Genomic DNA, 14,235 nt, shown 5'->3' on the forward strand with positions numbered 1-14,235 from the left:
TGCGGTTCTCCTCGAGGTCGCGGCCGGGACGATCAGCTCTGCACGGTGAGAACCGGCTCCATCACGAGGCCGAAGCTCCGCAGGACTCCCAGGAGTTCGCGATGCCCGAACGCCTGGCACGCCGACGCGAGACCCGTCCGCTTCGGAGGCTGCTGCAACAGGGAGTACGCGGCGTACGCCTGCAGGAGACCCGTCTGCTTGTAGTTGCAGTTGCCGTGGATGACACAGTGCGCCCGCCCCAGCGGCCCCGACGCGTACACGGAGTCGAGCGACGTGTTGACCCGTGGGTTCTCCCGCGGCGGCATTCCCGCCTGCACGGAGCCGGCGATCTCCGCGAGCGCCGCGTCCTGCTCGTCCGCGGGAAGGGTCTTGATCTGCTCCTCGACCATCTTCTGCGTCGCGACGACACCCTCCATCACGGAACGGTCGAACACGCCGCCTGCCGCCTTCACGTTCGCCACCCGTGGATCGTCCTTGAACCACACGGGATGGCAGGTGCCGCCCCACGGCAGCGCGAGGGCCATCTGGTGCTGCCCCGGCACCACGACCTCGAACGTGGTACCTGGGTCCCACTTCGCGTACCGGTTCTGTTCCAGGTAGTACCAGTCGGCTTTGAGGATCGTGAAGATCGTCTGCGTGGACGCATAGGTGGGAAAGCCCTTCCACAACACCAGGATGTCGAGGGTGTCCAATCCCGGCGTCTCCAGCGCGATGTTCGCGGCGATCTCACCGGTGGTGTACATCTGCGCGACACCGGGTGACAGCAGCAGACCCTTCTCCGCGAACTTGTCGCCGAACTTCGCCTGCACGTCCAGAACCCAGTCCTGCTCACCGGTCGTGTCGGTGTAGTGACAGCCCGCGGCGAGAGCCGCCTCGACGACGACGGCACCGTGCTTGATGAACGGGCCGACCATGTTGCTGACAACCCTTGCGCCACTGAACAATTCCGTCAGGGCCGGGACGGTGTGCTCGACCTCGACCACCTCGTGGTCGACGGTGTCCAGGCCGGGAATCCGGTCGAGCACTTCCTGGATCCGCTTCTTGTCCCGGCCCGCGGCGACGAACGGAATGTTGAACTCGCGCAGGTATTCACACACGAGGCGCCCGGTGTATCCGGAGACTCCGTAGACGATGACGGGCTTCTTGTCGGTCATGAGATGCCTTTCGGTATGTGAGAAAAGTTCGGGAGATCGGTTACATGCCCATGCCACCGTCGACCGGCAGGCCGATTCCGGTGACGAAGCGAGCGGCGTCGGAGGCCAGGAAGACGACGGTGTCGGCGATGTCCGCGACCTCGCCGAGACGCCCGAGAGGCGTCAGGCCGATCACGTCGGCGACCGCGGCGTCGGCGCTGGGCCACAGTCCGAGCCGCTCCATGTCGGCGGCCAGCCCGAGTCCCATCTCCGTGGCGACCAGCCCGGGGTACACGCAGTTCACGCGGACGCCGTACCCGAGTTTGCCTGCCTCCTGGGCCGCGACCCGGGTCAGCCGGTCGACGGCCGACTTGGTGGCGGAGTAGCCGGCGATGCCCGGGAACGGGATGGTCGCGGCGACCGAGGAGACGTTGACGATCGCCCCGCCCGATCCCGCTGCGCCTCCGGGGCGCATCGCGCGCAGACCGTGCTTCAGACCGAGCGCGACACCGAGAATGTTGACCTCGCACATCCGGCGGATGTCGGCGGGATCGATGTCGACCACGAGTGACGAGATCTCGATGCCCGCGTTGTTGACGAGGAGGTCGAGTCCGCCGAGTTGCTCCACGGTGGCAGCGACGGCGCGCTCCCAGTTGCCGTCGTCGGTGACGTCGAGTTTCACGAATCCGGTGTCGACGCCGGACTTCGCGACGGAATCGGCAGTCGCGCGCCCTTCCTCCTCGAGGACGTCGCCGATCACGACCGCCGCACCGGCGTCGGCGAGGGCGGCAGCCATACCGGCGCCCAACCCCTTCGCACCACCGGTGACCAGCGCTTTCCGTCCTGCAAGATCACTGACGCTCATTCCGACCTGCCTTCGTACGAGACGATTCGCGGAAACCACGTCACGAGATCGAGTCCGCGATGTGGTGTGGATCACAGAGTATTCGACTTTGGACGACTGTCAAGAATTCTCTTGACGACTGTCAAGTTTTTGTTACACAGTCGTCAAGGAACGCGGGCTAGACTGATGCTCACCGTGCTGGACCATGCGAGCCGAACAGGAAGAATGCCGTGACACCCGTCGCCGAGAAGAACGCCGATCGGGTCTCGCGCCGCCAGGTCGACAAGTTCGCCGAGCGCCGGGATCAGCTCGCCGAGGCCGCGTTGCAGACCCTCTCTGAACTCGGCTACGCCCGCACCAGTCTCCGGGAGATCGCCCAGAACTCCGAGTTCTCCCACGGCGTCCTGCACTACTACTTCAGCGACAAGGTCGATCTGATCACGCACTGCGTGCGGCACTACAAGGCCCGGTGCGTCACGCGATACGACGGGGTGGTCGCCACGGCGCAGACTCCCGAGGAGTTGAAGGCGGGATTCGGCCGAGTTCTGGTGGCTTCGCTCCGCGACGAGGCCACCATGCATCGCCTCTGGTACGACCTCCGCTCGCAGTCGCTGTTCGAGGAATCGTTCCGCGCAGACGTCGCCGCGATCGACAAGAGCCTCGAAAACATGATCTGGCGCATCGTGTCCCGGTACGCGGAGTTGGCGGGCCGCACGATCACCGTCGCCCCGGCCACCATGTATGCGGTCTTCGACGGACTGTTCCAGCAGAGCCTCGCGAAGTATCTGTCGGGGGACGACACGGCGGCGGACAGCCTCGCGGACAACGTCGATCAGGTACTGGCGCTCGTCATTCCGGCACGGTAGGGCCGGTCACTTCTCGGCGGCGGCCTTGATTCGCTGCGCGAAATCGGGTGCGTCCTTCCGGGCCGCCCGAAGCGCGAGAGGTGCGATCAGCTTTCCGATTCCGTGGCCCTCCAGCACGTTGAAGATCGTCACCTTGGTGCCTGCCCCCGAGGGTTCGAGGTCGTAACCACCCTCTTTCGCGGTGACGGTATTCCTCGAACGCTCCGCCCAGCGAATCTTCCGTGGCGCCTCGAATTCGATGATCTCGAACTCCCGCTTCGTGGTCATCCCGGCGTCCTTGACGGTGCTGACGAAGAGGGTGCCGACACCGGGCGGACCGTCCGTCTTCTTCACGATCTCCTGCACCCGGGGACTGAAGTCCCGGTCGTTGACCCCGGCGGCGAGGTACTCGAACACTTCCTCGATGGGGCGATCGATCACAACAGTGCCTTCGAACCGTCCAGCCATGCCAGCCTCCCGTTTCCGTGACCTGCCGGATTCCGACGTTACTCGCGACGTAGCCGCGGCGCGGTCACATCGCCACCGGGCCGACGGTCATAGAAGTGACGGCGCGCAACGCGGCGTCTCCCCGCAAGGACCCTGCGCACAGGAAGACTTCGACATGGACATCTCGGTCAGCGACACCTCCCGGGTCGGGCGATCGACCCCGGCACGCCCGTTTCTCTCCACCGCCCGCGGCACACTCACGCTGACGCTGTTGTGCGCCGTGGCATTTCTCGACTTCGTCGACGCATCCATCGTCAACATCGCCCTGCCCGACATGCGCAGCGACCTGGACATCTCGGTTCAGGAACTGCAATGGGTCCCGAGCGCCTACCTCCTCACCTACGGCGGTTTCATGCTGCTCGGCGGCCGCCTGGCCGACCTGCTCGGTCGCCGTCGCGTGCTCGTCACCGGCACCGTCGTGATCGGGCTGTCATCGCTGATCGGCGGTTTCGCCGGAAGCGCGGAGGTCCTGATCGGCGCACGACTCGCGCAGGGTGTCGGTGCGGCACTGATGCTTCCGGCCGCGCTGTCGATTCTGACGACGACATTCGAGGAGGGCCCCGAACGGCACACCGCACTCGGCGTCTGGGCCGGGGTGGGCGGTCTCGCTTCCGCCGTCGGTGTCTTTCTCGGCGGCGTGCTCACCGAGGGACCGGGCTGGCGATGGGTGCTGTTCGTCAACCCTGTCGCGTGCGCGCTCGTGCTTCCGGCGGTCTTCGCGCTCATTCCCGGCGACCGGCGCCGCGCCCGGTTCGCGAACTTCGACCTCGCCGGCAGTGTGCTCGGCACCGGCGGGATGCTGTTGCTCGTCTACGCCCTGGTGGAGGCACCCGACCAGGGATGGGGCAGCGCTCGCACGATCGCCGGGTTCGCCGGTGCGTTCGTGCTGATCGTGGCGTTCGTGATCAACGAGCAGCGCAGCCCGCACCCCCTGCTGCCGCTGTCGATCTTCCGCGTCAGGGGCCTTGCCGCCGCGAATGTCACAGGACTGATCGCCTTTGCGGGTCTCATCGCGATGTTCTTCTTCCTCACCCTCTACATGCAGAACGTTCTCGGCTACTCCCCCATCCAGACCGGTGCGGCCTACCTCCCGCTCTGCCTGGGGGTCGGGGTCGCCGCCGGGGTGTGCTCCCAGTTGCTGACCCGGACCGGAACCCGTCCCGTCGTCGTCGTGGGAGCGCTGGTGGCCTCGGCCGGCCTGTACCTGCTGTCCCGGATCCCCGTCGACGGCTCCTATCTCAGCGATCTGCTGCCCGGACTGATGATCGTGTCGTTCGGTCTCGGCGCCGTCTTCGTCGGCGTCACGACCGCGGCCAACGCCGGTGTGCCTGCCGGCGAGGCAGGGCTCGCGGCAGCGTTGCTGAACGCCTCCCAGCAGGTCGGCAGCGCACTCGGTCTCGCGATCTTCGCCGCGATCGCCACCTCGCATTCCCAGCATCTGCTCGAGGCGAATTCGCCTGTGCCCGAGGCACTCACCCTCGGCTTCCAGCGAGCACTGCTGACCGGCAGCATCTTCCTCGTCGCCGCGGCCGTGATCGGCCTGCGCACCGGCAACGCACACGGAGACGGCGAACACCGCACGAACTGACCCCGGCGGGCTCGTCAGTCGAGGTTCTCGACGACGAGCCCGGCGAGGCGCTCACGGTCGGCGAGGATGTCGATTTCGACGATCTTCCCGCGCCGGATCGTGACGCCCATGACCGACAGCAGCTGCCCGTCGGCGATCGCGACCACTCCGGCGGCACCGTTGACGAGCGCCGGATGCGCGAACCGAGCCAACCGGGCGAACCCCAGGACCCGGCCCGCGACGGTCTCCGAGCCGCGCACCATCGTGGAGGCGCCTGCAGGCAATGCTCCGGTATCGGCGCGGAGCACGACATCCGGGTCGAGCACCGCCACGAGCGCGTCGAAGTCGCCGCTCCTCGCGGCCGCCAGGAACGCGTCGACGACCGCACGCTGACGGACCGGATCGGTGTCGGGAACCGGGGCTCCCTGCAGACGCCGGCGTGCGCGACTGGCCAGTTGCCGGGCGGCCGCGGGGGTTCGTTCCACGATCGGGGCGATGTCCTCGAAGGGCACCGCGAACATGTCGTGCAGCACGAACGCCAGTCGCTCCGCGGGGGCGAGCGTGCCGAGAACGACGAGCAGTGCAAGACCCACCGAATCGGCCAGCACCGCCTCCTGTTCGGGGTCGCCGCCGTCCGCCCGGGTCACGATCGGGTCGGGCACCGCCGCGTCCAGGGGATCTTCCCGCCGTGTCCTGCGTGACTGCAGCATGTTCAGGCACACCCGCGCCACCACCGTCGTCAGCCAGCCGCCCAGGTTCTCGACGGTGTCGGCGTCGGTGCGGCTCAGTCGCAGCCAGGATTCCTGCACGGCGTCCTCGGCTTCGCCGATCGAGCCGAGCATCCGGTAGGCCACTGCACGCAGGCGCGTGCGATGGGCCTCGAACTGCTGCGCCAGCACGTCGTTCTCGTTCATCGGTCACATCCCCTCGGTCTCGGTCCGTCAACTGTGTGACCGGCGAAACGCGGCCGATGTGACGACGGCGCGTCGTCCGTGTCCCTCTGATGCGCGCAATGCATCCAGTTTCCCTGGTTCCGCTGTCCGATAGGGCCGTGGTTAACTGAAATGACGCTCACAGTCTCTGAAGGGCTGGACGGCATGTGGAAAGCGCAGCAGGTCGGACGTCTGTTTCTCGTCTCGGTACTCGCGGCACTGGCCGTGTGCGGGGTGAGCGCCACCGCGTCAGCGCACGCCCCGGCAGTCACCGGGAAGGTCGTCGCGCCGACACTCTCCCCCGCGAGTGGACAGGTCGTCGGCATCGCGCATCCTGTCGTCGTCCGGTTCACGTCGCCGGTGCCCGATCGCGTGCTCGCCGAGCGTGGTGTCCGGATCACTCCGTCGACAGCGGTGCCCGGGCAGTTCTCCTGGATCGACGACCGGACCGTGCAGTGGACGCCGGCGCACTTCTGGCCGGCCCAGACCCGGGTGACCGTCGAGGCCGCGGGCGCGAGGTCGCAGTTCCAGGTGGGTGACGCACTCGTCGCCGTCGCGAACACGACGACCCACCAGTTCACGGTCAGCATCAACGATCAGGTCGTGCAGACCATGCCGGCGTCCATGGGCAAACCCGGATACGAGACACCGCTCGGGACGTTCCCCGTCATCGAACAGTTCCGCGACATGGTCATGGATTCGTCGACGTACGGCGTCCCGATCGATGACGAGGAGGGCTACCGCCTCTACGTCGAGTACGCCACCCGCATCACGTGGGGTGGGATCTTCGTGCACGCCGCACCGTGGTCGGTGAACTCTCAGGGCTTCGAGAACGTCAGCCACGGCTGCATCAATCTCAGCACCGAGAACGCCCGGTGGTTCTACGACAACGCGAAGATCGGCGACCCGGTCATCGTCACCGATTGAGTAGCGGGCCGGAGACACAGAAAAGGCGGCTTCCCGTTTCCGGGAAACCGCCTCTTCTGATCATCTGGTCGGGCTGACAGGATTTGAACCTGCGACCACTTGACCCCCAGTCAAGTGCGCTACCAAGCTGCGCCACAGCCCGTCCACACCCTCGTTCAGGTGCTCGATGAGATTACATCAGGGGCAGTCCGTAACGCTAATCGCCTGGTCAGAGCGCATTCTGTCGGATCAGCGGTTTCGCCGCTCACGCTTTTCCCGCACCCGCACCGAGATGCGGACGGGGCTGCCGTCGAAATTGAACTCCTCGCGCAGACGCCGCTCCAGGAACCGGCGGTAGCCCGCCTCGAGGAACCCGGTCGTGAACAGCACGAACGTCGGCGGGCGTGTTCCGGCCTGCGTGGCGAACATCACGCGAGGCAGCCGGCCACCACGCATCGGCGGCGGAGTGGCGGCAATGACTTCCTTGAGCCAGGTGTTGAGCCGGCCCGTGGGAATGCGCTTGTCCCAGGACTCCAGTGCGGTGTCCAGGGCGGGGACGAGCTTCTGCACCGCGCGCCCCGTCTGCGCCGAGATGTTGACGCGCTGCGCCCACGGCACCCGCACCAGGTCCCGGTCGACCTCTCGGTCGAGCTGGAGGCGCCGGTCCTCGTCGACGAGATCCCACTTGTTGAACGCGATGACGAGGGCCCGGCCGGCGTCCGCCACCATGCTCAGCACGCGCAGGTCCTGCTCCGAGATCGGCTCGGATGCGTCGATCAGCAGAATCGCGACCTCGGCGGCCTCGATGGCGCTCTTCGTCCGCAGCGACGCGTAGAACTCGGCGCCGCTGGCGTGGCTGACCCGCTTGCGCAGACCGGCGGTGTCGACGAAACGCCACGGCCTGCCGCCGAGCTCCACGATCGAGTCGACCGGATCGACGGTGGTGCCCGCGACGTTGTGGACCACCGAACGCTCGTCGCCCGACAGCTTGTTCAGCAGGCTCGACTTTCCGACGTTCGGCTTCCCGACCAGAGCCACGCGTCGCGGCCCGCCGCCGGGGATGCCTTCACGCGGGGTCTCCGGGAGCGCGGCGAGCACCTCGTCGAGGAGATCGCCGGTGCCGCGGCCGTGGGTCGCGCTCACCGAGTGCGGCTGTCCGAGACCGAGCGACCACAGTGCGGCCACCTCGGATTCGGTGCGGCCGTCGTCCACCTTGTTGGCAACCAGCAGAACCGGGGTCTTGGACCGGCGCAGCACCTTGGCCACGGCCTCGTCCGTTGCGGTGGCGCCGACCACGGCGTCAACGACGAGGAGGATCGCGTCCGCGGTCTGCATCGCCAGTTCCGCTTGCCGGGCCACCGACTGCTGCAGACCCTTGGCGTCGGGTTCCCAGCCGCCGGTGTCCTGCACCATGAAGCGGCGGCCACTCCAGTTCGCCTCGTAGGAGACGCGGTCCCGGGTGACACCGGGAATGTCCTCGACCACGGCTTCGCGTCGGCCGATGATCCGGTTGACGAGCGTCGACTTGCCGACGTTCGGGCGCCCGACCACTGCGAGGGTGGGAACCGGGACGTGGGACTCTCCGTCGCCGCCGTCTTCGAGGTCGAGGACCTCCCAGTCGGATTCCTCACTCCAGGTGCCGTCGCCTGCGAACTCGGTGGTGAATTGTTCGGTCACTGCCCTGCTCCAGTTCTTTCGCTTACCACCAGCAGCAACCTGCCGATCACGTCGTCGATTCCGAGTTCGCTGGTGTCGACAAGCACGGAATCGTCGGCCGGCCGCAGTGGCGACACGGCGCGCGTGGAGTCGAGGTGGTCACGACGCTGCACGTCGGCCAGCACGGCCGCGTAGTCGTCGCCTCGCCCCTCCGCGAGATTCTGCGCATTCCTGCGCTGTGCCCGGGCTTCCGCCGAGGCGGTGAGGTAGATCTTCACGTCGGCGTCCGGGATCACGACGGTGCCGATGTCCCGGCCCTCGACGACGATCCGTTCTGCCTCGCCCGCGAGACGACGCTGCGCCGCGACGAGCAGTTCACGCACGGCCGGTACGGCGGAGACAGCCGAGACGGCCTTGGTCACCGCGTCGCCGCGGATCTCCTCCCCCACGTCCTCCCCGTCGAGCAGGACCTGCTCACCCGCCGGGTCGGTGCCGATCGACCACGGCAGACCGGCGGTCGCGTCGGCGATCGCGGCGGGATCGGTGAGGTCCACGCCCTTGCGCAGCGCATGCAGCGTCGCGATGCGGTACATGGCGCCGGTGTCGAGGTAGCGGGCGTCGAGGCGCTGCGCCAGCATCCGGGAGACGCTCGACTTCCCGGTTCCGGAGGGGCCGTCCATCGCGACGACCAGCTTCGAGGTACTCACAGGCCCACCGCCCCGTAGAGACCGCCGACCTCGCCTCGACCGAGTACGCGGAGTGTGCCGGGACGCTGGTCGCCGAGAGCGACCGCGCCGATGTCCGTCCGGACGAGCCGGATGACGGGGTGTCCCACGGCGTCGAACAGGCGCCGCACGATGTGCTTGCGGCCTTCGTGCAGGGTGACGCGGACGAGCGACTTGCCCTCGTTGATGTCGAGGAGCGTGAACGTGTCGACCTTCGCCGGACCGTCGTCGAGCTCGACACCCTCCTTGAGCTTCTTTCCGACGCCGCGTTCGAGGGCACCCGACACGGTCGCCAGGTACGTCTTCGATACCTCGAAGGACGGGTGCATGAGCCGATGCGCCAGGTCACCGTCGTTGGTGAGCAGCAGCAGCCCCTCGGTGTCGGCGTCCAGGCGACCGACGTGGAACAACCGCTGACCTGCGGCGACCCGCTCGGAGACGATGTCGCCGACGCACGGGCGACCCAGGTCGTCCGACATCGTCGACTGCCAGCCGCGGGGCTTGTTCAGCGCGAGGTGGACAAGGTCCTTCTGCACGACGACCCGGACGCCGTCCACGCGCACCACCGCGTTCTCGGGGTCGATGCGCAGGCCCTGCTCGATGACGATGCGGCCGTCGACCTCGACGCGACCCTGCGAGATCAGTTCCTCGGCTGCACGGCGCGACGCGACGCCGGCCTGGGCGAGGACCTTCTGCAGTCGCATGCCGTCGCCCTGCGGCGGGCCCGCGGGCCGATCGGCGGCGTCGGCGTACTGGTGCCGGGCCGGCTTGGCATTGCTGATCTTGGGCGCGTGGGCCTGGGCGCGCTGCGGCTTGGCCGACTTGGGCTTGCCGCGTTTGTTCTTCGCGGCCGCGGCGTCGGGCCTGCCCGACTTCCCCTTGACGGCGTCCGACCTGGACGGACGCCGATCGGTCTCGGAGCGGCTCGGTCGCCCTCCGGCTTCCGACCTGTCCGAGCGACCCCCGGCCTCCGACCTGGTGGGGCGCTGCTTCTTGTTGTTGCGATCCGGTGTGCCATCTCGGCGAGCGGGTTTCTTCACTTTTGTACTATCCCTGTCAGTCTTCGGTGTCCAGCCCGGTGTCCAACTCTGCTGTGGAAGCCGTAGCTTTATTCATTCTCGCAAATCGTGGATCAGATTCCAGACTGTCACTGATGTCATCTATCAGATCCACGTCCGGCAACAGCGGAGCCAAGGCGGGAAGATCGGCGAGAGACGCCAAGCCGAGCCGTTCCAGGAAGAGCTCCGTCGTCGAATACTGCGTGGCGTTGGTATCGGGATCGACGCCGGCTTCGGCAATCAATCCGCGAGCGAGAAGTGTGCGCACCACACCATCCACGTTGACGCCGCGCACCGCACTGATCCGTGCGCGGGTCAACGGTTGACGGTATGCCACCACGGCCAGAGTTTCCAACGCCGCCCTCGTCAGTTTGGACCGCGCACCGTCGAGTAGGAGTCGTTCCACGTAGGGCGCGTACGCGGTGCGAGTGTAGAGACGCCAACCGTCACCGGCATATCGGAGGTCCATCCCACTGCCACGGGCGGTGAGCTCGGCGGACATGCGGTTCAGCACGTCCGTGATGCGATTCACAGAAGCGCCGGTCGCGGAGGCGAGCTGTTCGGCTCCGGCGGGAGAGTCGACGATCAGCAGCAGCGACTCGAGAACAGCTTCGAGTTCGGTGTCCGACAGCTCGAGTTCTGCGTCGACGGCGCCCAGGTCGTCCGACTCGTCGAACGGGGCCGAACTCATCCGTAATCCTCCTCGGTCACGGGGGCGTGTGCGCCTTCCCCGGTCCAGCTCACCAGCAATTCCCCGAGCGGCTCGGGCTGTTCGAACAACACCGACTGCTCGCGATACAGCTCGAGCAGCGCGAGGAATCTTGCCACGATCAGGGTGGTCACCTCGCACTCAGCGACCAGGTCGCCGAACGTCGCCCACTCCCCGGCTCCCCGTTCGCGGAGCAGTTCCAGCATCCGCGCCGCCTGTTCGGGCACCGACACCGCGTGCATGTCGTGCAGATGGTCGAGTCCCACGGTGGGCTTCGGGCGGGGTGTGAACACGGTCGCGGCGATCTCCGCGAACCGCTGCGGGTCGACCCCGAGCAACACTTCCGGCAGCAATTTCGTGAACTGGTCCTCCAGTGCCGCCGAACGCGGGTACCGGCGCAACGCGGCCGCCTCGAGCTCACCGAAGAGTTGCGCCACCTGCTTGTACGCGCGGTACTGCAGCAGCCGGGCGAACAGCAGGTCGCGCGCCTCGAGGAGCGCAAGGTCCTCGGCGTCCTCCACCTGGCCCGCCGGGAGTAGACGCGCCGCCTTCAGGTCGAGCAGCGTCGCCGCGACCACCAGGAATTCCGTGGTCTGATCGAGACCCATCTCCGTGCCCAGCGAGCGGGTGTAGGCGATGAAGTCGTCCGTCACCTGGTGCAGCGCGACCTCCGTCACATCCAGCTGTCGCTGGTTGATCAGGGTCAGGAGCAGGTCGAACGGCCCCTCGAAATTCCGCAGCGTCACCCGGAAGCCGGGCTTGACCGCGGGCGCCTGCTGATCCTCGGCCTGCGTTACCTGGGCCTGCGGGTCCTCGGTCTGCGGTGGAGCCGAAATGTCTTGCGTATTCACCACTTACCGGCCGGACCGGTGAATGACCTCGCGTGCCAGAGCACGGTACGCCTCGGCGCCGGTCGATTTCGGCGCCCAGGTGGTGATCGGTTCCCCGGCGACCGAGGTCTCGGGGAAGCGCACGGTGCGGTTGATCACGGTGTCGTACACGAGGTCCCCGAACACCTCCACCACACGGGCCATCACTTCACGCGCGTGCAGGGTCCGCGAGTCGAACATCGTCACGACGATGCCGGCGAGTTCGAGCCGCGGGTTGAGCCGGTCGTGGACCTTCTCGACCGTGTCGTTGAGCAGCGCCAGGCCGCGCAGGCTGAAGTACTCGCACTCCATCGGAATGATCACCGAGTCCGCGCAGGCCAACGCGTTGACGGTGAGCAGACCGAGGGACGGCTGGCAGTCGATCAGGACGTAGTCGTACCGGTCGAGCACCGGATGCAGCACCCGTCCGAGCGTCTGTTCCCGCCCGACCTCGGTGACGAGCTGAATCTCCGCCGCCGACAGGTCGATGTTGCTCGGCAGGAGGTCGAGGCCCTCGACGCGTGTCCGCATCAGGACGTCGTCGATCGCGACGCGGGGTTCGACGAGCAGGTTGTGGACGGTCAGTTCGAGGTCGTGATGCGCGACGCCGAGCCCCGCGGACAGCGCCCCCTGCGGATCGAGGTCGACGAGCAGGACACGTCGGCCGAATTCGGCGAGCGACGCTCCCAGGTTGATGGTCGACGTCGTCTTGCCGACGCCACCCTTCTGGTTGCACATCGCGATGATCTTGGCCGGGCCGTGCGAGGGCAGCGGGGCGGGTTCCGGCACCGCACGTGTCGGCCGTCCCGTGGGCCCGAGCTCCTCCTCCACGACCACGGCAGCGTCCTCGAACAAGGCTGCGGGTTCGGATTGCCGCACGTCGAACATGTCGCCCTCCTGTTCCGAGTGCTCTGACTCCGCCGCTGGCGGCTGCGGTGTCACCACGGTCCGATGATCCCCTGTTCTCTCGATGATCGCTGCCGATCCCACATCGTTATACGAACGCTACCGCCTCGTACCGTGAAATTTCCCCTCGACACGCTTTCCGTCACCTCGCCCGGGGGTGCGCTCCGGCCCACACCTCGCGCAGCGCACCCACTGTCACCAGCGTATATATCTGGGTGGTCGTCACCGAGGCATGCCCCAGCAGCTCCTGGACGACGCGGACGTCGGCGCCGCCGTCGAGCAGATGCGTCGCGAACGAGTGACGGAGCGTGTGCGGTGACACCGCCGACGAGATGCCCGCCGCGTCCGCCGCGGTCTGCAGCACCTTCCATGCGCTCTGGCGGGACAGGCGTCCGCCGCGGACATTGAGGAACAGCGCGGGTGTTCCGCGTGATGCCAGCGCCGGCCGGCCCCGGATCAGGTAGGCGTCGAGGGATTCGACGGCGGGCCGGCCCACCGGCACCACCCGCTGCTTGCCGCCCTTGCCCCGCAGCAGCACCGACCGGGTCTCGGTGTCGACGTCGTCGACGTCCAGGCCCACGGCTTCGGAGATGCGGGCGCCCGTCGAATACAGCAGTTCGAGGAGCGCGCGGTCGCGGACCGCCCGCGGACCGTCGGCGGGTCCGCTGCCGCCGACCGCCTCCAGCAGCGCCAGCACCTCGTTGACCGGCAGCGATTTGGGGAGCCGTTTCGCCGGCGACGGTGGCCGCACGTCCCGGGCGACGTCCACTGCGGTCATCCCCTCGGCCGCGGCGAACCGGTGGAATCCGCGCACCGCGATCAGGGCGCGGGCCGCGGAGCTCGCGGCCAGCGGCGGCAGTTCACGATTCGGATCGCCGGTGCGCAGCGCGATCACGAAGTCGCTGACATCCTGTTCGCGGATCCGGCCGATGTCGGTGACCTGCAGGTCGGCGAGGAACCGCGTGTACCGCTCGAGGTCGCGGCGATACGAACCGAGGGTGTTGCGGGCGGCTCCGCGCTCGACGGCCAGGTGATCGAGGTACGAATCCACCTGCCGCGCAATCACCATGTCATGCCCGCGCGGCCTCGTCCCCGCCGGCGCGCGAGCGTTTCCTCGCGCTGAACCTGTCGGGGCGATCGACCCAGGGCACGGTCACGTCGCGGAGTTCGCCGACACCGCCCGGGCGGGACCCGGCAGCGGCGAGTGCCATCACTCCGGCCACGGCCGTGGCGTTGACGATGCTCCCGTTCAGCACCATCGACACGACCTCGTCGAGCGGAATCCGCTCGATCTCGAGGTCGGCTTCCTCGTCCTCCGGGTCGGGCCGGTCCACCTCGTACAGGTCCTCGGCGAGGAACACGCGCACCGACTCGTCCGTGAACCCGGGTGAGAGAACGACATCCACGAGAACGGACCAGCGACGGGCCCCGAGCCCGGTCTCCTCCGCCAGCTCACGCCCGGCCGCGTCGACCGGGTCCTCCCCCGGCTCGTCCAGCAGGCCCGCCGGGATCTCCCACAACCGGCGCCCCACCGGGTGCCGGTACTGGTGGATCAGGACCACCCGGTCCTCGTCGTCG

The 14,235-nt window shown here is 67.7% G+C and carries 14 protein-coding genes, 1 tRNA gene and 1 pseudogene; 3 read left to right on the forward strand and 13 right to left on the reverse strand.

Annotation, left to right across the window (positions count from 1 at the left end; genetic code table 11):
* Positions 1-32: 32 nt before the first annotated feature.
* Both ACNJ7E_RS03530 and ACNJ7E_RS03535 read right to left on the reverse strand, forming a co-directional pair.
* Positions 33-1,154 (reverse strand): DUF5938 domain-containing protein, encoded by a 1,122-nt coding sequence (locus tag ACNJ7E_RS03530; protein WP_280784894.1) that lies wholly within the window; start codon positions 1,152-1,154, stop codon positions 33-35.
* Positions 1,155-1,194: 40 nt separating this feature from the next.
* A complete protein-coding gene (locus ACNJ7E_RS03535) occupies positions 1,195-1,998 on the reverse strand; it encodes an SDR family NAD(P)-dependent oxidoreductase (RefSeq protein ID WP_105422626.1) in 804 nt (267 codons plus the stop codon).
* A 209-nt stretch (positions 1,999-2,207) separates the two neighbouring features.
* On the opposite strand from ACNJ7E_RS03535, the gene ACNJ7E_RS03540 reads away from it, so the two are divergent.
* Positions 2,208-2,843, forward strand: coding sequence for a TetR/AcrR family transcriptional regulator (locus ACNJ7E_RS03540; RefSeq protein WP_280784895.1), 636 nt, complete (start codon positions 2,208-2,210; stop codon positions 2,841-2,843).
* 6 nt (positions 2,844-2,849) lie between these two features.
* Here the strand turns inward: ACNJ7E_RS03540 and ACNJ7E_RS03545 are convergent, their stop codons facing one another.
* Positions 2,850-3,290, reverse strand: coding sequence for an SRPBCC family protein (locus ACNJ7E_RS03545; RefSeq protein ID WP_280784896.1), 441 nt, complete (start codon positions 3,288-3,290; stop codon positions 2,850-2,852).
* A 154-nt stretch (positions 3,291-3,444) separates the two neighbouring features.
* On the opposite strand from ACNJ7E_RS03545, the pseudogene ACNJ7E_RS03550 reads away from it, so the two are divergent.
* A pseudogene (locus ACNJ7E_RS03550) lies at positions 3,445-4,665 on the forward strand (MFS transporter); the annotation flags it as partial.
* Positions 4,666-4,931: 266 nt separating this feature from the next.
* Here the strand turns inward: ACNJ7E_RS03550 and ACNJ7E_RS03555 are convergent.
* A complete protein-coding gene (locus ACNJ7E_RS03555) occupies positions 4,932-5,810 on the reverse strand; it encodes a sigma-70 family RNA polymerase sigma factor (RefSeq protein WP_280784898.1) in 879 nt (292 codons plus the stop codon).
* Positions 5,811-5,993: 183 nt separating this feature from the next.
* Between ACNJ7E_RS03555 and ACNJ7E_RS03560 the strand changes: the two genes are divergently transcribed.
* Entirely contained in the window at positions 5,994-6,755 is a 762-nt protein-coding gene (locus ACNJ7E_RS03560; protein WP_317570609.1) for a L,D-transpeptidase, read from the forward strand.
* Between the two features lie 65 nt (positions 6,756-6,820).
* Here ACNJ7E_RS03560 and ACNJ7E_RS03565 read toward each other — a convergent pair.
* The 9 genes from ACNJ7E_RS03565 to ACNJ7E_RS03605 all read right to left on the reverse strand — a co-directional run.
* A tRNA-Pro gene (locus ACNJ7E_RS03565) sits at positions 6,821-6,897 on the reverse strand.
* Positions 6,898-6,983: 86 nt separating this feature from the next.
* Positions 6,984-8,411, reverse strand: a complete 1,428-nt coding sequence (gene der, locus ACNJ7E_RS03570) for a ribosome biogenesis GTPase Der (protein WP_011594125.1) — start codon at positions 8,409-8,411, stop codon at positions 6,984-6,986.
* Complete coding sequence (gene cmk / locus ACNJ7E_RS03575) at positions 8,408-9,097, reverse strand: (d)CMP kinase (RefSeq protein WP_009473592.1); 690 nt, start codon at positions 9,095-9,097, stop codon at positions 8,408-8,410. Before cmk ends, der begins: the two co-directional genes overlap by 4 nt.
* Positions 9,094-10,155: a pseudouridine synthase gene (locus ACNJ7E_RS03580; RefSeq protein WP_280784901.1), complete on the reverse strand. Its 1,062-nt coding sequence runs from the start codon at positions 10,153-10,155 to the stop codon at positions 9,094-9,096. The genes cmk and ACNJ7E_RS03580 overlap by 4 nt, the downstream gene beginning before the upstream one ends.
* A gap of 16 nt (positions 10,156-10,171) precedes the next feature.
* Complete coding sequence (gene scpB / locus ACNJ7E_RS03585; RefSeq protein WP_280784902.1) at positions 10,172-10,864, reverse strand: SMC-Scp complex subunit ScpB; 693 nt, start codon at positions 10,862-10,864, stop codon at positions 10,172-10,174.
* Positions 10,861-11,736 carry a segregation and condensation protein A gene (locus ACNJ7E_RS03590; protein WP_280784903.1) on the reverse strand — a complete coding sequence of 292 codons (876 nt, stop codon included), beginning with the start codon at positions 11,734-11,736 and terminating at the stop codon, positions 10,861-10,863. Before ACNJ7E_RS03590 ends, scpB begins: the two co-directional genes overlap by 4 nt.
* On the reverse strand, positions 11,737-12,741 hold the full coding sequence (locus ACNJ7E_RS03595) for a ParA family protein (protein WP_418339150.1): 1,005 nt from the start codon (positions 12,739-12,741) through the stop codon (positions 11,737-11,739).
* 58 nt (positions 12,742-12,799) lie between these two features.
* The gene (xerD, locus tag ACNJ7E_RS03600; protein WP_418339151.1) at positions 12,800-13,726 is read right to left on the reverse strand and encodes a site-specific tyrosine recombinase XerD; all 927 of its coding nucleotides are present in this window, start codon (positions 13,724-13,726) and stop codon (positions 12,800-12,802) included.
* A gap of 1 nt (position 13,727) precedes the next feature.
* Positions 13,728-14,235 (reverse strand): NUDIX domain-containing protein (locus tag ACNJ7E_RS03605; RefSeq protein WP_418339152.1); only part of this gene is annotated, 508 nt, incomplete at its 5' end.

This window comes from Rhodococcus mengyinensis, from assembly GCF_048381435.1.
GTDB classification, from domain to species: domain Bacteria; phylum Actinomycetota; class Actinomycetes; order Mycobacteriales; family Mycobacteriaceae; genus Rhodococcus_F; species Rhodococcus_F opacus_D.

What these genes read in the sequence shown, in the direction of transcription:
- ACNJ7E_RS03530 (WP_280784894.1), bottom strand. Translation starts at nt 1,154, where the DNA reads ATGACCGACAAGAAGCCCGTCATCGTCTACGGAGTCTCCGGATACACC.
- ACNJ7E_RS03535 (WP_105422626.1), bottom strand. Translation starts at nt 1,998, where the DNA reads ATGAGCGTCAGTGATCTTGCAGGACGGAAAGCGCTGGTCACCGGTGGT.
- ACNJ7E_RS03545 (WP_280784896.1), bottom strand. Translation starts at nt 3,290, where the DNA reads ATGGCTGGACGGTTCGAAGGCACTGTTGTGATCGATCGCCCCATCGAG.
- ACNJ7E_RS03555 (WP_280784898.1), bottom strand. Translation starts at nt 5,810, where the DNA reads ATGAACGAGAACGACGTGCTGGCGCAGCAGTTCGAGGCCCATCGCACG.
- ACNJ7E_RS03560 (WP_317570609.1), top strand. Translation starts at nt 5,994, where the DNA reads ATGTGGAAAGCGCAGCAGGTCGGACGTCTGTTTCTCGTCTCGGTACTC.
- scpB (WP_280784902.1), bottom strand. Translation starts at nt 10,864, where the DNA reads ATGAGTTCGGCCCCGTTCGACGAGTCGGACGACCTGGGCGCCGTCGAC.
- xerD (WP_418339151.1), bottom strand. Translation starts at nt 13,726, where the DNA reads ATGGTGATTGCGCGGCAGGTGGATTCGTACCTCGATCACCTGGCCGTC.